Annotated in this window: 9 protein-coding genes; 5 read left to right on the forward strand and 4 right to left on the reverse strand. The window is 73.3% G+C overall.

Annotated elements, in window-relative coordinates; translation table 11 throughout:
* Nucleotides 1–287: 287 nt before the first annotated feature.
* The 5 genes from ACWH4W_RS14940 (at nucleotide 288) to ACWH4W_RS14960 (ending at nucleotide 8,154) form a co-directional block, all read left to right on the forward strand.
* Nucleotides 288–4,448 carry a SpoIIE family protein phosphatase gene (locus ACWH4W_RS14940; RefSeq protein WP_473076209.1) on the forward strand — a complete coding sequence of 1,387 codons (4,161 nt, stop codon included), beginning with the start codon at nucleotides 288–290 and terminating at the stop codon, nucleotides 4,446–4,448.
* Complete coding sequence (locus tag ACWH4W_RS14945; RefSeq protein WP_473076210.1) at nucleotides 4,448–4,759, forward strand: STAS domain-containing protein; 312 nt, start codon at nucleotides 4,448–4,450, stop codon at nucleotides 4,757–4,759. The genes ACWH4W_RS14940 and ACWH4W_RS14945 overlap by 1 nt, the downstream gene beginning before the upstream one ends.
* A 127-nt stretch (nucleotides 4,760–4,886) precedes the next feature.
* Nucleotides 4,887–5,282 (forward strand): STAS domain-containing protein, encoded by a 396-nt coding sequence (locus ACWH4W_RS14950; protein ID WP_473076211.1) that lies wholly within the window; start codon nucleotides 4,887–4,889, stop codon nucleotides 5,280–5,282.
* Between the two features lie 255 nt (nucleotides 5,283–5,537).
* Nucleotides 5,538–7,757 carry a GAF domain-containing SpoIIE family protein phosphatase gene (locus ACWH4W_RS14955; protein ID WP_473076212.1) on the forward strand — a complete coding sequence of 740 codons (2,220 nt, stop codon included), beginning with the start codon at nucleotides 5,538–5,540 and terminating at the stop codon, nucleotides 7,755–7,757.
* Nucleotides 7,758–7,854: 97 nt separating this feature from the next.
* Nucleotides 7,855–8,154 carry an SIP domain-containing protein gene (locus ACWH4W_RS14960; protein WP_473077501.1) on the forward strand — a complete coding sequence of 100 codons (300 nt, stop codon included), beginning with the start codon at nucleotides 7,855–7,857 and terminating at the stop codon, nucleotides 8,152–8,154.
* 133 nt (nucleotides 8,155–8,287) lie between these two features.
* Here ACWH4W_RS14960 and ACWH4W_RS14965 read toward each other — a convergent pair whose 3' ends face one another.
* The 4 genes from ACWH4W_RS14965 to ACWH4W_RS14980 all read right to left on the reverse strand — a co-directional run bounded on the left by ACWH4W_RS14965 (nucleotide 8,288) and on the right by ACWH4W_RS14980 (nucleotide 15,054).
* On the reverse strand, nucleotides 8,288–10,492 hold the full coding sequence (locus ACWH4W_RS14965; protein ID WP_473076213.1) for a S1 family peptidase: 2,205 nt from the start codon (nucleotides 10,490–10,492) through the stop codon (nucleotides 8,288–8,290).
* 34 nt (nucleotides 10,493–10,526) lie between these two features.
* On the reverse strand, nucleotides 10,527–11,033 hold the full coding sequence (locus tag ACWH4W_RS14970; RefSeq protein ID WP_473076214.1) for a hypothetical protein: 507 nt from the start codon (nucleotides 11,031–11,033) through the stop codon (nucleotides 10,527–10,529).
* A gap of 119 nt (nucleotides 11,034–11,152) precedes the next feature.
* Entirely contained in the window at nucleotides 11,153–11,542 is a 390-nt protein-coding gene (locus tag ACWH4W_RS14975) for a hypothetical protein (RefSeq protein ID WP_473076215.1), read from the reverse strand.
* On the reverse strand, nucleotides 11,539–15,054 hold the full coding sequence (locus ACWH4W_RS14980; protein ID WP_473076216.1) for an ALF repeat-containing protein: 3,516 nt from the start codon (nucleotides 15,052–15,054) through the stop codon (nucleotides 11,539–11,541). The genes ACWH4W_RS14975 and ACWH4W_RS14980 overlap by 4 nt, the downstream gene beginning before the upstream one ends.
* Between the last annotated feature and the right edge of the window lie 331 nt (nucleotides 15,055–15,385).

Here is a 15,385-nt window from a genome sequence, read left to right on the forward strand (position 1 = left end):
TCGTCACCGGCCCGCCCGGACCGGGCCGGCCGGGACCCCCGTCACGGTGTGCGGGCCTGGCGCAGTCAGGGACCGGCGGGCCGCGGCGACGGCCGGACCGGCTCCCGCAGCAACGGTGCGGGTACCGGGCCGTCAGGCCTGCCGGTGTGGGGGTGGGGTGCGCCGGCCCAGGTGAAGGGGCGCATTATCCTGAGATCCGCGACCGGTGGCCCGCGGGTGTGCGTACCCCTGCGAAGGGTGACGGGTGAACCAGGACGTAGGGGTCGGCAGGAGGGGAAGGGTGTCGCGTGGAGCGTTCAGGCCGGTCGGTGAGCAGGCCACAAGCGGAGGCCGGGGGACAGGTGTTCACCGCCGACCCGGAGGTGGGCCGGGACCTCGCCGAGGTGGACTGGGCGGCCACGCCGCTCGGCCCGCCGCAGCAGTGGCCGCAGAGCCTGCGGACGGCCGTCAGCATCCTGCTCTCCTCCCGGTTCCCGATGTGGATGGCCTGGGGCGAGGAGCTGACGTTCTTCTGCAACGCGGCCTACCGGCGGGACACGCTCGGCCGTAAGTACCCGTGGGCGCTGGGCCGGCCCGCGAGTGAGGTGTGGGCGGAGATCTGGGGGGACATCAGCCCGCGCATCGAGACCGTGCTCGGCACCGGGCAGGCCACGTGGGACGAGGGACTGCTCCTGTTCCTGGAGCGCTCCGGCTACACCGAGGAGACGTACCACACGTTCTCCTACAGCCCGCTGCGGGACGACGCCGGCGACGTCGTCGGCATGCTGTGCGTGGTCAGCGAGGACACCGAGCGGGTGATCGGCGAGCGGCGCATGGCCACCCTGCGGGACCTGGGCTCGGACCCCAGTGTGATCCGCACCGAGCAGGAGGTGCTGGCCTTCGCCGACCGGCAGCTCTCCCGCAACCCCAAGGACCTGCCCTTCACCCTGACCTACCTCTTCGACGGCGACGACGCCCGGCTGGCGGGCGCGACCGGCGTCACCCCCGGGCTGCCCGCCGCACCGCGACTCCTCCCCGTGTCCGGCTCCGAGGGCGTGTGGCCGGCGGCGGCGCTGGCCGAGGGCGAGACGCGTCTGGTCCCGCTGACCGGCGCACCGTTCGACGGACTGCCCGGCGGCGGCTGGCCGGAGCCGCCCGAGGAGGCGCTCGTGGTGCCCTTGCTGCAGCAGGGCAGCGCACCCTACGGCTTCTTCGTGGCCGCCCTGAACCGCTACCGCGACCTGGACGACCACTACCGGGGCTTCATCGAACTGGCGGCCGGGCACATCGCCTCCGGCATCGGCAGTGCCCGCAGCTACGAGGCGCAGCAGCGGCGCGCGGAGGAACTGGCGGAACTGGACCGGGCCAAGACCACCTTCTTCTCGAACATCAGCCACGAGCTCCGCACCCCGCTGACCCTGATCATGGGACCGGTCGAGGAACTGCGTACCCGGCTCGCCGACGCGGGTGAGGAGATACGGGCGGAACTCGACGTCATCCACCGCAACGGGCTGCGGCTCGGCAAACTGGTCAACACGCTGCTGGACTTCTCCCGCATCGAGGCCGGCCGGATGCAGGCCCGCTACGAGCCGGTCGCACTGGACACGGTGACGGCGGAACTGGCCAGCGTCTTCCGCTCGGCCATGGAGAGAGCCGGGCTCACCTTCGACGTGGACTGCTCCCCCCTGGACGAACCGGTGTACGTGGACCGCACCCTGTGGGAGAAGGTGGTCCTCAACCTGCTGAGCAACGCGTTGAAGTTCACCTTCGAGGGAACGGTCCGCGTGGCCGTGCGCCGCTCCGGCTCCCATGCCGTGGTCACCGTGGCCGACACCGGGACCGGCGTGCCGGAAGCGGAGATGCCCCGGCTGTTCGAGCGCTTCCACCGCATCGAGAACGCCCGTTCCCGGTCGAACGAGGGGAGCGGCATCGGGCTGGCCCTGGTGCGGGAACTCGTCGGTCTGCACGGCGGCACGATCGACGCCGAGAGCGCCGAGGGGAAGGGCACCACCTTCACCATCCGGCTGCCGTTCGGCACCGCGCACCTGCCCGAGGGCTCCACGGTGGCGGAGCCGGCCGGCGCCAGGGCCCCGGCCACCGCCGACCCCTACGTCCACGAGGCGCACCGCTGGCTTCCGGTGAGCGCGTCGCCCGACGACGACCCGGAAGCGGCGGGAGCCGCCCCGCTCGGGTCGGACGCCGGTCCCGCGCGCAGCGCACGGGTACTGGTGGCCGACGACAACGCCGACATGCGCGAGTACCTCACCCGCATCCTGGCGGCCGCGGGGTACGAGGTCACCGCGGTCGCCGACGGCGTCGCGGCGCTCGACGCCGCCCGCCGGAGCATTCCCGACCTCGTCGTCAGCGACGTGATGATGCCCCGGCTGGACGGACTGGAGCTGGTGACGCGACTGCGCGGCGACACCCGTACGGCCTCCGTGCCCGTCCTGCTGCTGTCGGCCAGGGCCGGGCAGGAGGCGTCGATCGAGGGACTGCAGGCCGGCGCCGACGACTACCTGGTGAAGCCCTTCGCCGCGGCCGAGCTGCTCGCCCGGGTCCGTGCGAACGTCGAACTGGCCCGGCTGCGCAGCCACCACCTGCGCTGGCGGACGGCGCTCATCGACTCGCTCCAGGAGGCGTTCTTCGTCTGCGACGAGTCCGGGGCCGTCGTGGAGATCAACGCGGCTTTCACCGACATCCTCGGCTACGGGCCCGAGGGCCTGCCGTACGCCCCGATCCATCCGTGGTGGCCGGACGAGGACACCGATCCGGGCGCGCACGAGCAGGTCGGCCTCGCCTTCGCCGGCCTGCTGGAGAACCCCCGGGGCTCGTACACCGTCCCGGTCACCCGCCGGGACGGCCGTCGCCTGTGGATCACCGTCACCTACAACAAGGCCGAGGACCCGGACACGGGGCGCCAGGTCACGGTCGGCACCTTCCGCGACGTCACCGCCGAGCACTACGCCATCCAGCGCGAGACGGCGCTCGCGGCGCTGAGCACCTCGCTGTCACGCGCCGCCAGCCTGCCCGAGGCGCTGTCCGGGGCCCTGGACGAGCTGCGGTCGCTGTGGCACGCGCGCGAGGTGGTGGCCGCCGTCTTCGGCGACGACGACACGCCGGAGCTCACGGCCACCGACGCGGAGCTGCGGTGGGAGGACCTGCCGGCCGAGCGCCGGGAACTGCTCGCGGCGCTGCGCCGCGGGTCCCCGCTCACCGTGGTGCCGGAGGACAGCGGCGCGAGTGTCCTGCTGGAACACCCGCGGGGCCCGCTGGCCCTGTGGGTCGATCTGGAGGGACACCGGCCGTTCACCTCCGAGGACCAGCTGCTGCTGTCGCTGCTGGCCGGGCATCTCGCGCAGGGGCTGGTGCGGGCGCATCAGATCGACCAGCAGCGGGAGGCCGCGATCGCGCTCCAGCGCGCCATCCTCGGCCCCGCACAGCTCCCCGACGGCTTCGCCGTGCGGTACGAACCCGCCACCCGCCCGTTGGAGGTGGGCGGCGACTGGTACGACACCGTCGCCCTGCCGGACGGGCGCATCGGCATCGTCGTGGGCGACTGCGTCGGACGTGGCCTGGAGGCGGCCAGCGTCATGGGACAGCTGCGCAGCGCCTGCCGCGCCCTGCTGCTCCAGGACCCCAGCCCCGCCCGGGCGCTCACGGCTCTCGACCAGTTCGCGGCCGGCGTGACCGGCGCGCTGTGCACGACCGTGTTCTGCGGGGTGCTCGACCCCGCCACCGGAGAGCTCACCTACTCCAGCGCCGGGCACCCGCCGGGCATCCTCGTGCACCCCGACGGCACCACCCGGCTGCTGGAGGGGGGGCGTGCGCTGCCCCTGGCCGTACGGCCGGGCCGGCCGCGCCCGGAGGCCGCGTGCTCCCTTCCCGCCCGGGCCACGCTGCTGCTGTACACCGACGGCCTCGTCGAACGCCGGCGGCGTCCGCTCAGCACGGGGATCGAGCAGGCGGGCGACGCCGTGCAGGAGGGCCGCGACATGCCGGTCGAGGACCTCGCCAGCGCCGTGATGTCGAGGCTCGCGCCGACAGGCGGGTACGACGACGACGTGGCGCTGCTGCTGTACCGTCATCCGGCGCCGCTGGAGATCACCTTCCCGGCCGAGTCCGCCCAGCTCGCCCCCGTCCGCAAGGCGCTGCGGAGCTGGCTCGCCCAGTGCGACCTACCGCCGAACACCGTGCAGAACGTGCTCGTCGCCGCCGGTGAGGCCTGCGCGAACGCGATCGAGCACGGCCACCGCAACGCCCCCGGGGAGGACGTGCGGCTGCGCGCCGTGGCGCTGGTGGACACCCTGCGCGTGACGGTCGCCGACAGCGGCCGGTGGAAGGTCCCGCGGCCCGAGATCAACACTCACCGCGGCCGGGGCATCTCCCTGATGCACGCCCTGATGCAGCAGGTCACCGTCTCTCCCGGCCCGTCCGGCACCACCGTCGACATGCAGATGAGGATCGCCTGATGACAACCCCGCTCACGCTCATACCCGGACGGGGTCCCGACGGCACCGTCCGGCTCGCCGTCAGCGGCGAGATCGACATGAGCAACGTCGGTCATCTGGCCGAAGCCCTGGACCGTGACCCGGGCCCCCTCGTCGTGGACCTGACGAAGGTGGAGTATCTCGACAGCGCGGGGCTGAGCGTGCTGTTCGCCCACGCCGAGAGGCTGGAACTGATCGTTCCCCCGTTGCTCGAACCCGTCGTCACCGTCTCGGGCCTCGCCGAACTGGCCACCGTCCACGGCCCCGGAGCCCGGAACGGACCACGGGATTGACCCGACCCGCACGGGGAAACCGCACCATGCCCGTCCTCTCCGCACGCCCGCGCGGCGGTGACGCCCCCCGCCGTACGCGCCACGCCGCGCGGAAGCCGTCCGCACCAGAGCCGCCCGTCCAGGAGTGATGTCTCACGTGAGTGACACCCTCGACACGACCGTCCGATACGCCGGGAAGCGCACAGCCGTCGTCGTCGTCACCGGAGATGTCGATCTGCATACCGCGCCCGTGCTGCGGGCGCAGGCGCTGACCGTCGTGAGCCAGGGCGCTCCGCACCTCGTCCTGGACATGGCCCAGGTGGACTTCGTCGACTCCACCGGCCTGAGCACCCTCATCGTCCTGATGCACGCCACCCAGAGGGCAGGCGGTTCGCTCCGCCTCGCGAGCGTGCCCGACCGCCTCGTGCGCATGGTGAACATGACCGGCATCTCCGAGTTGCTCCCCCTCCACGACACGGTCGCCGACGCGCTGGCCGCCGTCGCCCCCGACGGTGCCGCCGACGGCGCCGGCGCGTCCGGATGACGCCCGTGGCCGTTCCGCCGCGGTGCCGAGGAGGACGGCCCGCCGGTGGGGCGAGGCGATGAGCCGTGAGGTGACCCGTCGTCCCGGCCGCCGTGGTGCGGGCGCGCCTCGCCGGCCGGTCGCGCCCCGCCCCGCCGGGTGCGGTGGCGCCCCGCGCAGCCGGGACGTCACGTCGCACGGTCCCGCCGAAGGCACGGGCCGGAGCCGGGGGGGAACGAGTGCCGGCCCGGTGTACGCGCCGGTGGAGGGGGCGAGATGAGAACTGAACGGGAACCGCGGTTCGAGGAGGGACCGCGCCCGTCACCGGCGGAACGGGACGCGGACGAGGACCTGTCGCTGCTGTTCGGGACGTCGACCGCGCTGTTCGCCTCCATGGCGGGGCCCGCCCATGTGCTGGAGGCCGCGAACCCCGCGTTCTTCGCCGCGATCGGGGGCGGGCGGCGGGAACGCACCGGTGTGCCCCTGGGCGATCTGATGCCCGAGCTGAAGGCCCAGGGCTTCCTCGGGCTGCTCGACCAGGTCTACCGGTCGGGGGAGCGGCACGTCGGCCGCGACACCCGCGTCGTCATCGGCGTCGGCCGCCAGGCCCGTGAGGCGTTCTTCGACTTCACCTACGAGGCCCGCCGCGACACCGGCGGCAACGTCATCGGCGTACGCATGATCGGCGTGGAGACCACCCAGGCCAAACACGCCCGGCGGCTGGCCGCCGAGCAGCGCGCGCTGCTGGAACAGATCGCCCGCCAGGCGCCCCTGCCCGAGGTGCTGGAGGGGATGTGCCGGGTGATCGAGGAACTCTCCCCCGGCGTCATCGTCTCGGTCCTGCTGGCGGACGAGGACGGCCGCCGCCTGCACCACGGCGCCGGACCCAGCCTGCCCGGCTTCTACAAGCGGGCCATCGACGGCATCGCCATCGGCGAGGGCGTCGGCTCGTGCGGAACGGCCGCCCACCGGCGGCAGAAGGTGATCGTCACCGACATCGCCCGCGACCCCCTGTGGAAGGACTTCCGTGACCTGGCCGGCCGGGCCGGACTCGCCGCGTGCTGGTCCACGCCGATCCTCGGTCGTGACGGGCGGGTGCTGGGCACGTTCGCGATGTACCACCGCACACCGTGCGCCCCCCAGGACATCCACCTCGCGCTGGCCCGCCTCTTCGTCGACACCGCCGCCCTCGCCATCGAGCGGCACCACGCCGAGCAGGCCCGGCGGGCGGCCGACGCCCGGGAGAAGGCGGCCCGCGACGACCTCTCCTACCTGCTGGCCGTCAGCACCGCGCTGGCCGGCCCGCTGGACGAGGGGCAGACGCTGCGACGGCTGGCCGCCCTGGCCGTCCCGGTGCTGGCCCCGCTCGCCGCGGTGGACGTCGTGGAGGCGGGACGCGTGCAGCGGGTGGCGGCCGCCGCCACGAACGAGCGCGCCCGTGACCTGCTCGCCTCGCACAGCCCTGCCCGGGACGCCGAGGACGACGCCCTCGCACGGGTCCTGGCCTCGGGCGTCACCGAAGTGGCCCGCCGCGCCCCGGCGGGTCCCGGACTCTGGCAGGAACTGGGCGTCACCGGATACCTCTGCGTGCCTCTGCTGGACCGGGGGCGTCCCTTCGGCGCGCTGAGCCTGTACGCGACGGACGAAGCGTCCCTCGACGGCCACCGGATCGCTCTGGCGGAGGAAGTGGCCCGCCGCGCCGCTTCGGCCGCGCGCAACGCACGCCAGTACGCGCAGCGCGCCGCCCTCGCCCGTGACCTCCAGACCGGCCTGCTGCTGCCGGACCTGCCCGACGTCCCCGGCGCGCAGCTCGCCGCCTTCTACCACCCGGCCGGCCAGGGGCTCGACATCGGGGGCGACTTCTACGACGTCTTCCCCCACGGGGACGGAAGCTGGTCCTTCGTCCTCGGAGACGTCTGCGGGCGCGGTGCCAGGGCCGCCACCACGACGGCCCTGGTCCGGCACACCGCTCGCGCCGTCGCCCCGCTGCTCGACGACCCGGTCGGCGTCGTCAAGGCCGTCGACCGAGCCCTGAACGACCGCAACTCCGAGCAGAACAACGGCTTCGTCACACTGGTCTACGGCCATCTGACCCCGGTCGACGACGGACTCGCCGTCGAACTCGTCAGGGCGGGCCACACCCCGCCCCTCCTGCTGGACGCCGGCCACGCGGTCACCCCGGTCGAGGCCTCCGGCGGCCTGCTCGGCATCGGCATCCCGCCCCTGCTCGACGCCGTCCGTCTCACGCTGCGCCCCACGGAGAGCCTGGTGCTGTACACCGACGGCATCACCGAGTGCCGGGCCGCGGGCGCGGAGCAGTACGGGGACGCGCGACTGGCCGACGCCCTGGCCTCCGCCCCGGTCCGCCCCACCGCGACGGACGTCGTGCGGACCCTGACGGAGGACATCCGCGCCTTCATGGACGGCCACACGGTCGACGACGACCAGGCCGCCCTGGTCGTGACGGCGGAGGGGCCGTCACCGCCTGCGCGCTAGGCGCGGTGGGGTGACGTGCCGCACGGCGACGGACCGGCCGCGCGGGCCCGGCTCGAGCGGCCGCTCCTTCGCCGGGCCGACGGCGACCTCGTGACGGATCGGCGGCGACGAGAGCGCACTGCCCGCGATCGCCACGCTGCTGGAGGCGCTGCCGGAGGGCGTCACGGCCAGGTGCGCCCGGAGGCCGAGGGCACCCGAGGACCGCACCGCTCTGCCGACCGCGGCCGGTGCCGCGGTGACCTGGCACGACCGTGCAGGCGGACCCACGTCTGGAGCGCCTGCGAGAACCACGCGATCCGCAAGGCCCGTGCACGACCGTGCAGGCGGACCCACGTCTGGAGCGCCTGCGAGAACCACGCGATCCGCAAGGCCCGTGTGCACCTCCTCGCCCGTATGACGGTTCCGGAGCCGGCGGCGTCACCCGGGCGGCCCCGCCCGGTCGACACCGGGCGGGGCCGTGAAGAGGCGCGCCCCGGGCGGCCGGCGGTGTGGTCCCGCGGCCGCCGGGGCGCGTCGTGCGACGGCGGTTGTCACCGCACCGCGTAGCCGAAGTACTGGCCATGGGACGGCAGTCCGCCCTGACCCGGCTGGTACGTGGTTGCGGGCCTGCTCGTTCCGCCCGTCACGGCGTTCGGGAACGGCAGGACGTGCACGGCTCCCGTGGCGGGGGGGCCGTAGGGCATGCCGACGTAGAGGTTCCGCGGGGTGAAGTGGATGCTGGTGCCCAGCTTGGCGCCCTCGCTCGGGGGCCCGGGAACACCGTCACCGTCGCCGGCCTCGATCCACAGGTCGTTCGCACCCGCCGAACCCAGCAGCGAGAAGGTGTGGACGGCGCCGGCGTCGGTGACACCCGCGAGGTCCTCGCCGGGGACGCCCACGGCGACCTTCAGCGTCTCGGCCGAACCGACCTGCCGCGGCGCGGTGTTGACCGCGCTCAGGGACGCGCCCGTCCGGTCCCCGGCCTCGATGGTGCCGGACCGGTCGTCGGTCCCGGACCCCTGGTTGAGCGCGTGCATGTACTCCCAGGTGCCGTCGCCCTTCACGTGCATGAGGAGAACATTGCCCGCGCCGGCCAGCTGTTGGCCGCCGCTCTGCGCGGCAAGGCTCTCGCCGGGCGCTCCGACCGCGAGGATCGAGTCGGTGGCCGTGGCCGCGCCGGCCGGGCGGTAGGCGACGAGTGCGAGGGCCTCACCGAACCTGTCACCGGTCTCGGCTCCGCCGCTGATCTTCTCGTTGTCCTGGTCCATGCCCGTGACGACGGTGGGCCGTCCGGCAGAGTCCAGCTTGTGGCTGAACACCGCCAGGTTGCCGGCGTTCGCGTCGCCGCTGATGGCGTCGCCGGGAGCGCCGACGGCGATGAAGTTGGAGTCGCCCGCGACAGCGGTGCCGAAGGCGTCGCCGGCCTCGGACGCGCCGGGGACGCCCGGGCTGTCCTGGTGGAGGTCGACACTGGTGCCGCCGCGCACGTAGAACGCGCCGCCCGCCTCGGCGAGCGAACCGACCGACTCGCCCGGCACGCCGATCAGGATCCACGGCTCACCCGCGGCGGTGGTGCCGGCCTCGAGGGAGGCGCCCATCCGGTCGCCGCTCTCGGGGGTGGCGGCGCCGATGGAGCCGTTGCCCTTGCCCTGCTCGAGGTGGAGGGCGGCCGGACCGCTGCCGAGACCGTTCTTCCCGCCGAACAGGACATCGACGAATCCGGCGTCGACGGCGCTGCCGAGGTTCTCCTCGGACGCGGAGACCACGAGGTCGGTGTAGCCGTCCTCGTTGTAGTCGACGGTCGCGAGGTGGTTGCCGAAGTGGTCCCCGGGCTCGGAACCGCCGGGCACCCAGTCGAGGTCCTGGGTGATCTCGGCGGTGCCCTTGCCGCCGTAGACGACACGGACGAGACCCGCGGTGGTGTCGCCGCCGACGGTGGCCATCGGGTCGCCGACGGCGATGTCCTCGACGGCGTCGCCGTCGAAGTCGACGATGCGGGTGGCACCGGCCTTCTCCTCGACCCAGGAAGCGAGGTCGTCGACGCGTGCGACGACACCCGCGGTGGAGGTCTGGGTCTCGTCGGTGCCGAGGCAACCACCCTGGAAGGACCGGCTGGTGATGCCGACGAGTTCGCCGCCCGAGAGGACCGGGCCGCCGGTGTCTCCCTTGCAGGCGGCGGCGCCGTCCTTGCCGGTGACGTCCGCGGAGGTGGCCGCGGTGGCGTTCACGGTGAAGACGCCGGTGTGCAACTGGTCCGGCACCCACACGGTCTTCGTACGGCCGTACCCGGCGAAGGTCAGTTCCGCACCAGGCGCGGGCGCGGCCGAGGCGAACCGGGCGGGGGTGACATCGGTGACGGGCCGGTTGAGGCGGGCCAGGACCACGTCGCGGTCGGAGCGCGGCACGATCTCGACGACGCGGCGCTCGGCGCCCCGCGTGCCGGAAAGGTCGGCGCGGCCGATCACGGCCGTGGTCGCCCTGGCGGGGACGCCGGCCGGGACGTCGAGCGAGGCGGCTGGATCCTCGGCGAAGCAACTGGCCGCGGTGAGCAGCCATTCGGTGTCGACGAGGACGCCGGAGCACCCTCGGTCGTGGTCGCCGACGACGATCTGAGCCGCGTAGGCGTGGGTGGTGTCCGAGCCGGCGACCGGCGTGCCGCCGGTGACGGCGACGGCGGGCACCGCGCTCAGCGCGAGCGACCCGGCGGCCAGGACGGCGCAGAGCGCGGCCGGCCGGGGACGTCTGATGAACGACATGAAGTGGTTTCCTCCAACAACAAGAATCTGCGGCTCAGTTGGTCACGTGGATCTCGACCAGCACGTGCTCCCGCCCGTCGACGGACTCACCGATGCCCTCCCACGTGTCCGCGGGGATGTCGTACTCGACCTGCTCGTCCTCGACCGTCATCTCCAGATGGGTGTTGGCGGAGTCGTCCGTCTTCACCCCGTGCACCGCGGGCAGTTCGAGCGTCAGAAAACCCTCGTCGGCGGTGACCTCGAAGCAGACGTCCTCGCGGTCACGGGCGAGGAACCGCAGGAGGTCGTACCTGTCGGCGCAGTCGGCGAGCACGATGTGGCCGTCACCGCGCTTGAGCACGATGTCCTGCTCGGCCAGGATCTTGTCGGCGTTCGGGTAGGCGTAATCCTCGACGGCGTAGCCCGGCGCGGCGTCGGCGACGGCCTCGGCCGACGGGCCGGGGGCGGCGCCCGCGGTGCTCTGGGCGAGCACCGCCCACGTCAGGGCGCCGGCGGCGGCGGCCGCGCCCAGGATGCGCACGGCTGTCTTGCGTATGTTCATCACTGTCCTAGAAGGTCGGAGTTTCCTCGGGGCCAGGCCCCTTGTGCAGGTGGGCAGTCGTCGATCACCTCGGTCCGTGCAACAAAGCCGGGAGCCGGGCGGGTGAGCACGATCGCCGCTCAGTCCGTCCGGTCGAACTCCTGTGTGGTGGGACCGTCGGGATCCAACCGGAAGTACAGCGAGTCCTGACCCTTCACGTAGAGCTGGATCCCGCCGGTCATGCCGAGCCCGCCGTTCTCGATGCGCAGGTACACGAAATCGCTCGCCGAGCCCGCATCCTTGTAGTCCCAGCTGCCGTCGAGGTCGACCGGATCCCCGTCCTCGCCGGGCAGCACGCGCGTGGCCGAGAACGTGCCGTCCGCCGAGAGCTCGATCCGCCCGCCGTCCTCGCTCCGGTACACACCGGGCAGCTTCTGCGGGTCGACCGCTTGCGAGCAGCCCGAGACGAGGACGGCGGAGGCGGTGAGCGCGGCGAAGGCCCACCGCCCTCGGGGCCTCGCGCGCCTCACGGGCCCAGCGTGACGTTGAACTCGATCACCTGGTTCTTGGGCGACATCGGTCCCTCGTCGCCGACGACCTTGTCGACGAACGACCCCACGGTGTCGCTCCACCAGTCCGTGTACCCGATGACCGGCGGGTGCGTCGCCGACTCGATGTCCGACTCGTTGTACGCGGTGTAACGCCAGGTCACCGATCCGTCCGGGTTCTCCCTGATGGGGGTCATGCGGACGTTGTGCGAACCGAGGAACGTGTAGGCGAGGTTGCCGGTCAGCCCGGCGGTGGCGAGCGTGCCGTAGTCCACGACGTACTTGCCGGCGCCCTCGAAGCCGCTGAGGCCGTAGTCCCACATGTACGTGCGACCCAGCTCGTAGTCCCCGCCGCGCTGAATCGCCAGGAACTCCGCGAGGACGCGCTGAGTGTGCGAGTGCTCGCGGTACAGACGGGTGAACTCGTCGTTCGGGCCGAAGCACTGCGTCCGGGGGCCCGTTCCGGTCAGCCAGCTCCAGCCCAGCTCCCACGGGTTGGTGCTGTTGCTGTGCTCGATCGGGTCACCGAACGGCGTCAGGCAGCTCTCGGCGCCTTCCGGCAGCCCGGTCTTTCCGTCGATCGGCACCTTCGAGTTGTCGATGGCGTCCTGGACCGCCTGCTGGATCGCGGCCTGGATGACGGCGATCCGCGCCTCGGTGGCGGCCCTGGCCGCCTCGGCGTAGGACCTGCCCGCCGCGAGCTGCGCCTGCCGGGCCTTCGTCGCGGAGGCCTGCGCGTCGGCGGCGAAGGCCGCGGCGGTCGAGGCGGAGCGCACGGCCCGGTGGGCCGCGTCCCTTGCCACACTGCTCGCCTTGCGGGCCGCCGCGGCCGCGTTCGCCGCGGTCTGCGCGGACTTGGCCGCGGCGGCGGCGGAGGCTTCCGCGGCCTCCGCGTTCTTGCGCGCCTCCTCGGCGGAGTCCTTGGCGTCGGCCGCCCAGCGCTTGGCCTTGCCCGCCCAGTCGGTGGCTTCCTCGGCGGCCTCCCGGGCGAGGGCCGCGGCCTCGGATGCGCGCGCGGCGTCCTCGAGCGCGTCCTGCGCGGTCTTGGCGGCTCGCGCGATCGCCGCATGGATCGCGCTGATGTGCGTGGCGTGGTCGTGGTCGATGCGCGCGAACTCGTGCTGCGTGGTCCCGATGAACCGGCGCAGCATGTGCGTGTCGCCTTCGAGGGCGACCTGCGCCGCGGCCCGTACGTACGGACCGCCGGTCGCGAGGAGCCTGGTGGCCGCCACCCGGTCGTCCTCGTACACGGCGGCGGCGCGCTCCACGTGCAGGAAGGTGTGCAGTGCCTCGGCGGAGCCGTCCTCAAGGGCGGCCTCGGCGGCCCGCCGCACGGCGTTGCCGGTGGAGGAGGCCGCCAGGAGCGTGGTGATCTCCACCTCGTTGTCGTCCCTGGCCGCCTCGACCGCCCCCTTCTCCAGGAACGTTCTGATGGTGGCGGTGTCCTCGGTCCGCAGTGCCGCGGCGGCGGCCTCGGCCACGTTCTGTGTGGAGATCGCGGCGATCGCCGCGGCGTTCTCCGCGTTGTCCTGCTCCAGCGCGATGAGCCGGTCCGCCTCGATCCAGCGCAGTACGTCCTCGTCCGAGCCGGCGAGCGCGAACTCGGCGGCCTCGCGGGTCCAGGTGCCGGACCGGTCGAGGAGCCTCACGGCGGCTTCCCGGCCCTTGCTCACGGCCTCCCCGGTCCGGCCGTCGGCGAACGCCGCCTCCATCTCGCCGATCAGCGCGCTGAGTTCCTCGGAGAGCCGTGCCTCCTGCGTCCGTTCCCGGTTGGCGCGTTCCAGCCGGTCAGTCTCCTCATGCCGCTGCTGCCTGGCGACCTCGATCGCTTCCTCGGTCTCCTCGTTCAGCCGTGCGATCTCGGCCTCACGGGCCTCCTTCTCGACCTCCCGCGCCTCGACGACGGCCTCGTACGCCTTGTTCGCGGCTTCCATGGCGGCCTTGGCGGCGGCGGTGGAGCGGTTGGCGTAATCGACGGCCTTGCCGGCGTTCCGGGCGGCCTCCTCGGCGGCGAGGGCCGCCTTCTCCGCGTGGTCCGCGGCGCTGTCGGCGGCGGCTGCCGCGGTACGCGCGGCGGCCGCCGAGCTGCGGGACAGCGCCGTGGCCCGGTTCGCGGCCGCCGTGGCCCGGCCGGCCGCCGCCTCCGCGATGGAGGCCTGGCGCTGTGCTTCGGCGGCCTCGGAGCGTGCGGCGCCGGAGGCCACGGCGGCGTCGGCGGAGGCGCGCGCGGCGGCTGCCGCGTTGAGCGCGGCACCGGCCGCCGCGTTGCCCGCCGACCGCGCCGCGTCGGAGGCGAGGGCCGCGATCCTGGCCTTCGTGGCCACGGAACGCACCCAGTTGACCATGGCTCGCGCGGCCTGTGCGGCCTGGTTGGCAGCCTCGGCCATGTTCGCGTTCTTGGACGCATTGATCGCCGCGCGGTAGGCACGCGACGCGGCGCGTCCCGCGGCGGCGGCCGCCGCCGCGGCCGCGTTCGCGGCCGCCACCGAGCGCCGGGCCGCGGTCTGCGCGGTGCGCGAGGCGGAGACCGCGGTCGACGCCGCGGCTGCGGCACCTCGGGCGGCCTGCGCCGCCTTGTTCGCCGCCCGCGCCGAACGCTTGACGTCCTGTTCGGCGGCCAACGCCTCGGCCTTCGCCTCGAGAGCGGCCGTCTTGGCCTTCTCCGCGGCCTGCACCGCCTGTTCGGACAGCTCGACGGCTTCGTCGGTCTTGCGCTCGGCGAGCTTCCCCTCCGACTCCACGATCTCGACCAGCTGGCGGATCGTCGCGGATTCCTCGTCCCGTGCCCGGGCGATGTACTGCCCTGTCGTCAGGAACCACTGGATCGCCCGCGGCGACCCGTCGTCGAGCGCCCGCGACGCGTACTCCCGCACTTGCGGCGAGGCGTTCACCAGGATGGTGGTCACCTGGACGCGCTGGTCCTCGTGGAGCGCGTCGTACTGTCCGGTGCTGAGGAAGTCCCGCAGCGCGAAGTCCGTTCCGGCTGCCAGTGCCTCGGACGACTCCCGCTTCACGGCCTTTCCGCCGTGCGCGTTGACCGTGGTCACGGCCACTCGGAGGTCCTCGCGCACCGCCGACTGGAAGCCGCCCTGCAGATAGGCCGCGACCGCCGCGTCACCGCCGGACAGCGCCTGACCGATCCCGGCCCGCGTGGCCTTGCCCGCGCTGACGAGGGCCTTGGTGAGGGTGAACCGGTTGTCCTCGGCCGTGGCCGACGGCAGGCGGTCGCTGAGGAACGTGGCCACGTCGTCCTCGTTGCCCACGAGCGCCCCGACCGCGGCCGTCCGCACCGCGCGCCCGCCGGTGCGGTACGCCCGCACGACCTTGGCACGGTCCGTGTCGGGCAGTCCCGCACCGCTGCCGGGCGCGGGCCCGTCCGCCGCGTAGGCGGGACGAGCGCCGAAAGTCCCCCACGGCAGCGCGGTGCCTGCCGCGATCCCTCCGAAAATGGCCAGCGACTGGCGTCTGCTGAATATCCCTCGCGTGTGCGGCATCGAGCCCCCTTCTCGGTCGCGAGGGAGATCCCGCCACCCCCGCGTTCAAGTCCCCTATGGAAACCGGATCTTGAGGAATCGTCCAACGCCGGAAACCGGAAGGAATCGGGGCAACCTTCGAGTATGCGGAGTGATGCACGTCACGGTCGGAAATGGTTGTACGCCTCTGGGTAACGAAGGGCCGAAGCGCGAAATCCGGCTTGAATCTTTCGCCGACGCGGCATGGTCGACCGCGAGCTTTCGCGGCGGGGCGTGCGGCGGTCCGCGGGTCGGGCGCCGCGAGACGTGCTCGTGATGGCCGATTCCCGCGGGGGCGGGGGTGAGGCGCCGT

Source organism: Streptomyces sp. DSM 120436 (genome assembly GCF_055778765.1).

Excerpts from the sequence above, each read along its gene's own strand:
- ACWH4W_RS14945 (WP_473076210.1), top strand. The coding sequence starts at position 4,448 with ATGACAACCCCGCTCACGCTCATACCCGGACGGGGTCCCGACGGCACC.
- ACWH4W_RS14950 (WP_473076211.1), top strand. The coding sequence starts at position 4,887 with ATGTCTCACGTGAGTGACACCCTCGACACGACCGTCCGATACGCCGGG.
- ACWH4W_RS14955 (WP_473076212.1), top strand. The coding sequence starts at position 5,538 with ATGAGAACTGAACGGGAACCGCGGTTCGAGGAGGGACCGCGCCCGTCA.
- ACWH4W_RS14965 (WP_473076213.1), bottom strand. The coding sequence starts at position 10,492 with ATGTCGTTCATCAGACGTCCCCGGCCGGCCGCGCTCTGCGCCGTCCTG.
- ACWH4W_RS14970 (WP_473076214.1), bottom strand. The coding sequence starts at position 11,033 with ATGAACATACGCAAGACAGCCGTGCGCATCCTGGGCGCGGCCGCCGCC.
- ACWH4W_RS14980 (WP_473076216.1), bottom strand. The coding sequence starts at position 15,054 with ATGCCGCACACGCGAGGGATATTCAGCAGACGCCAGTCGCTGGCCATT.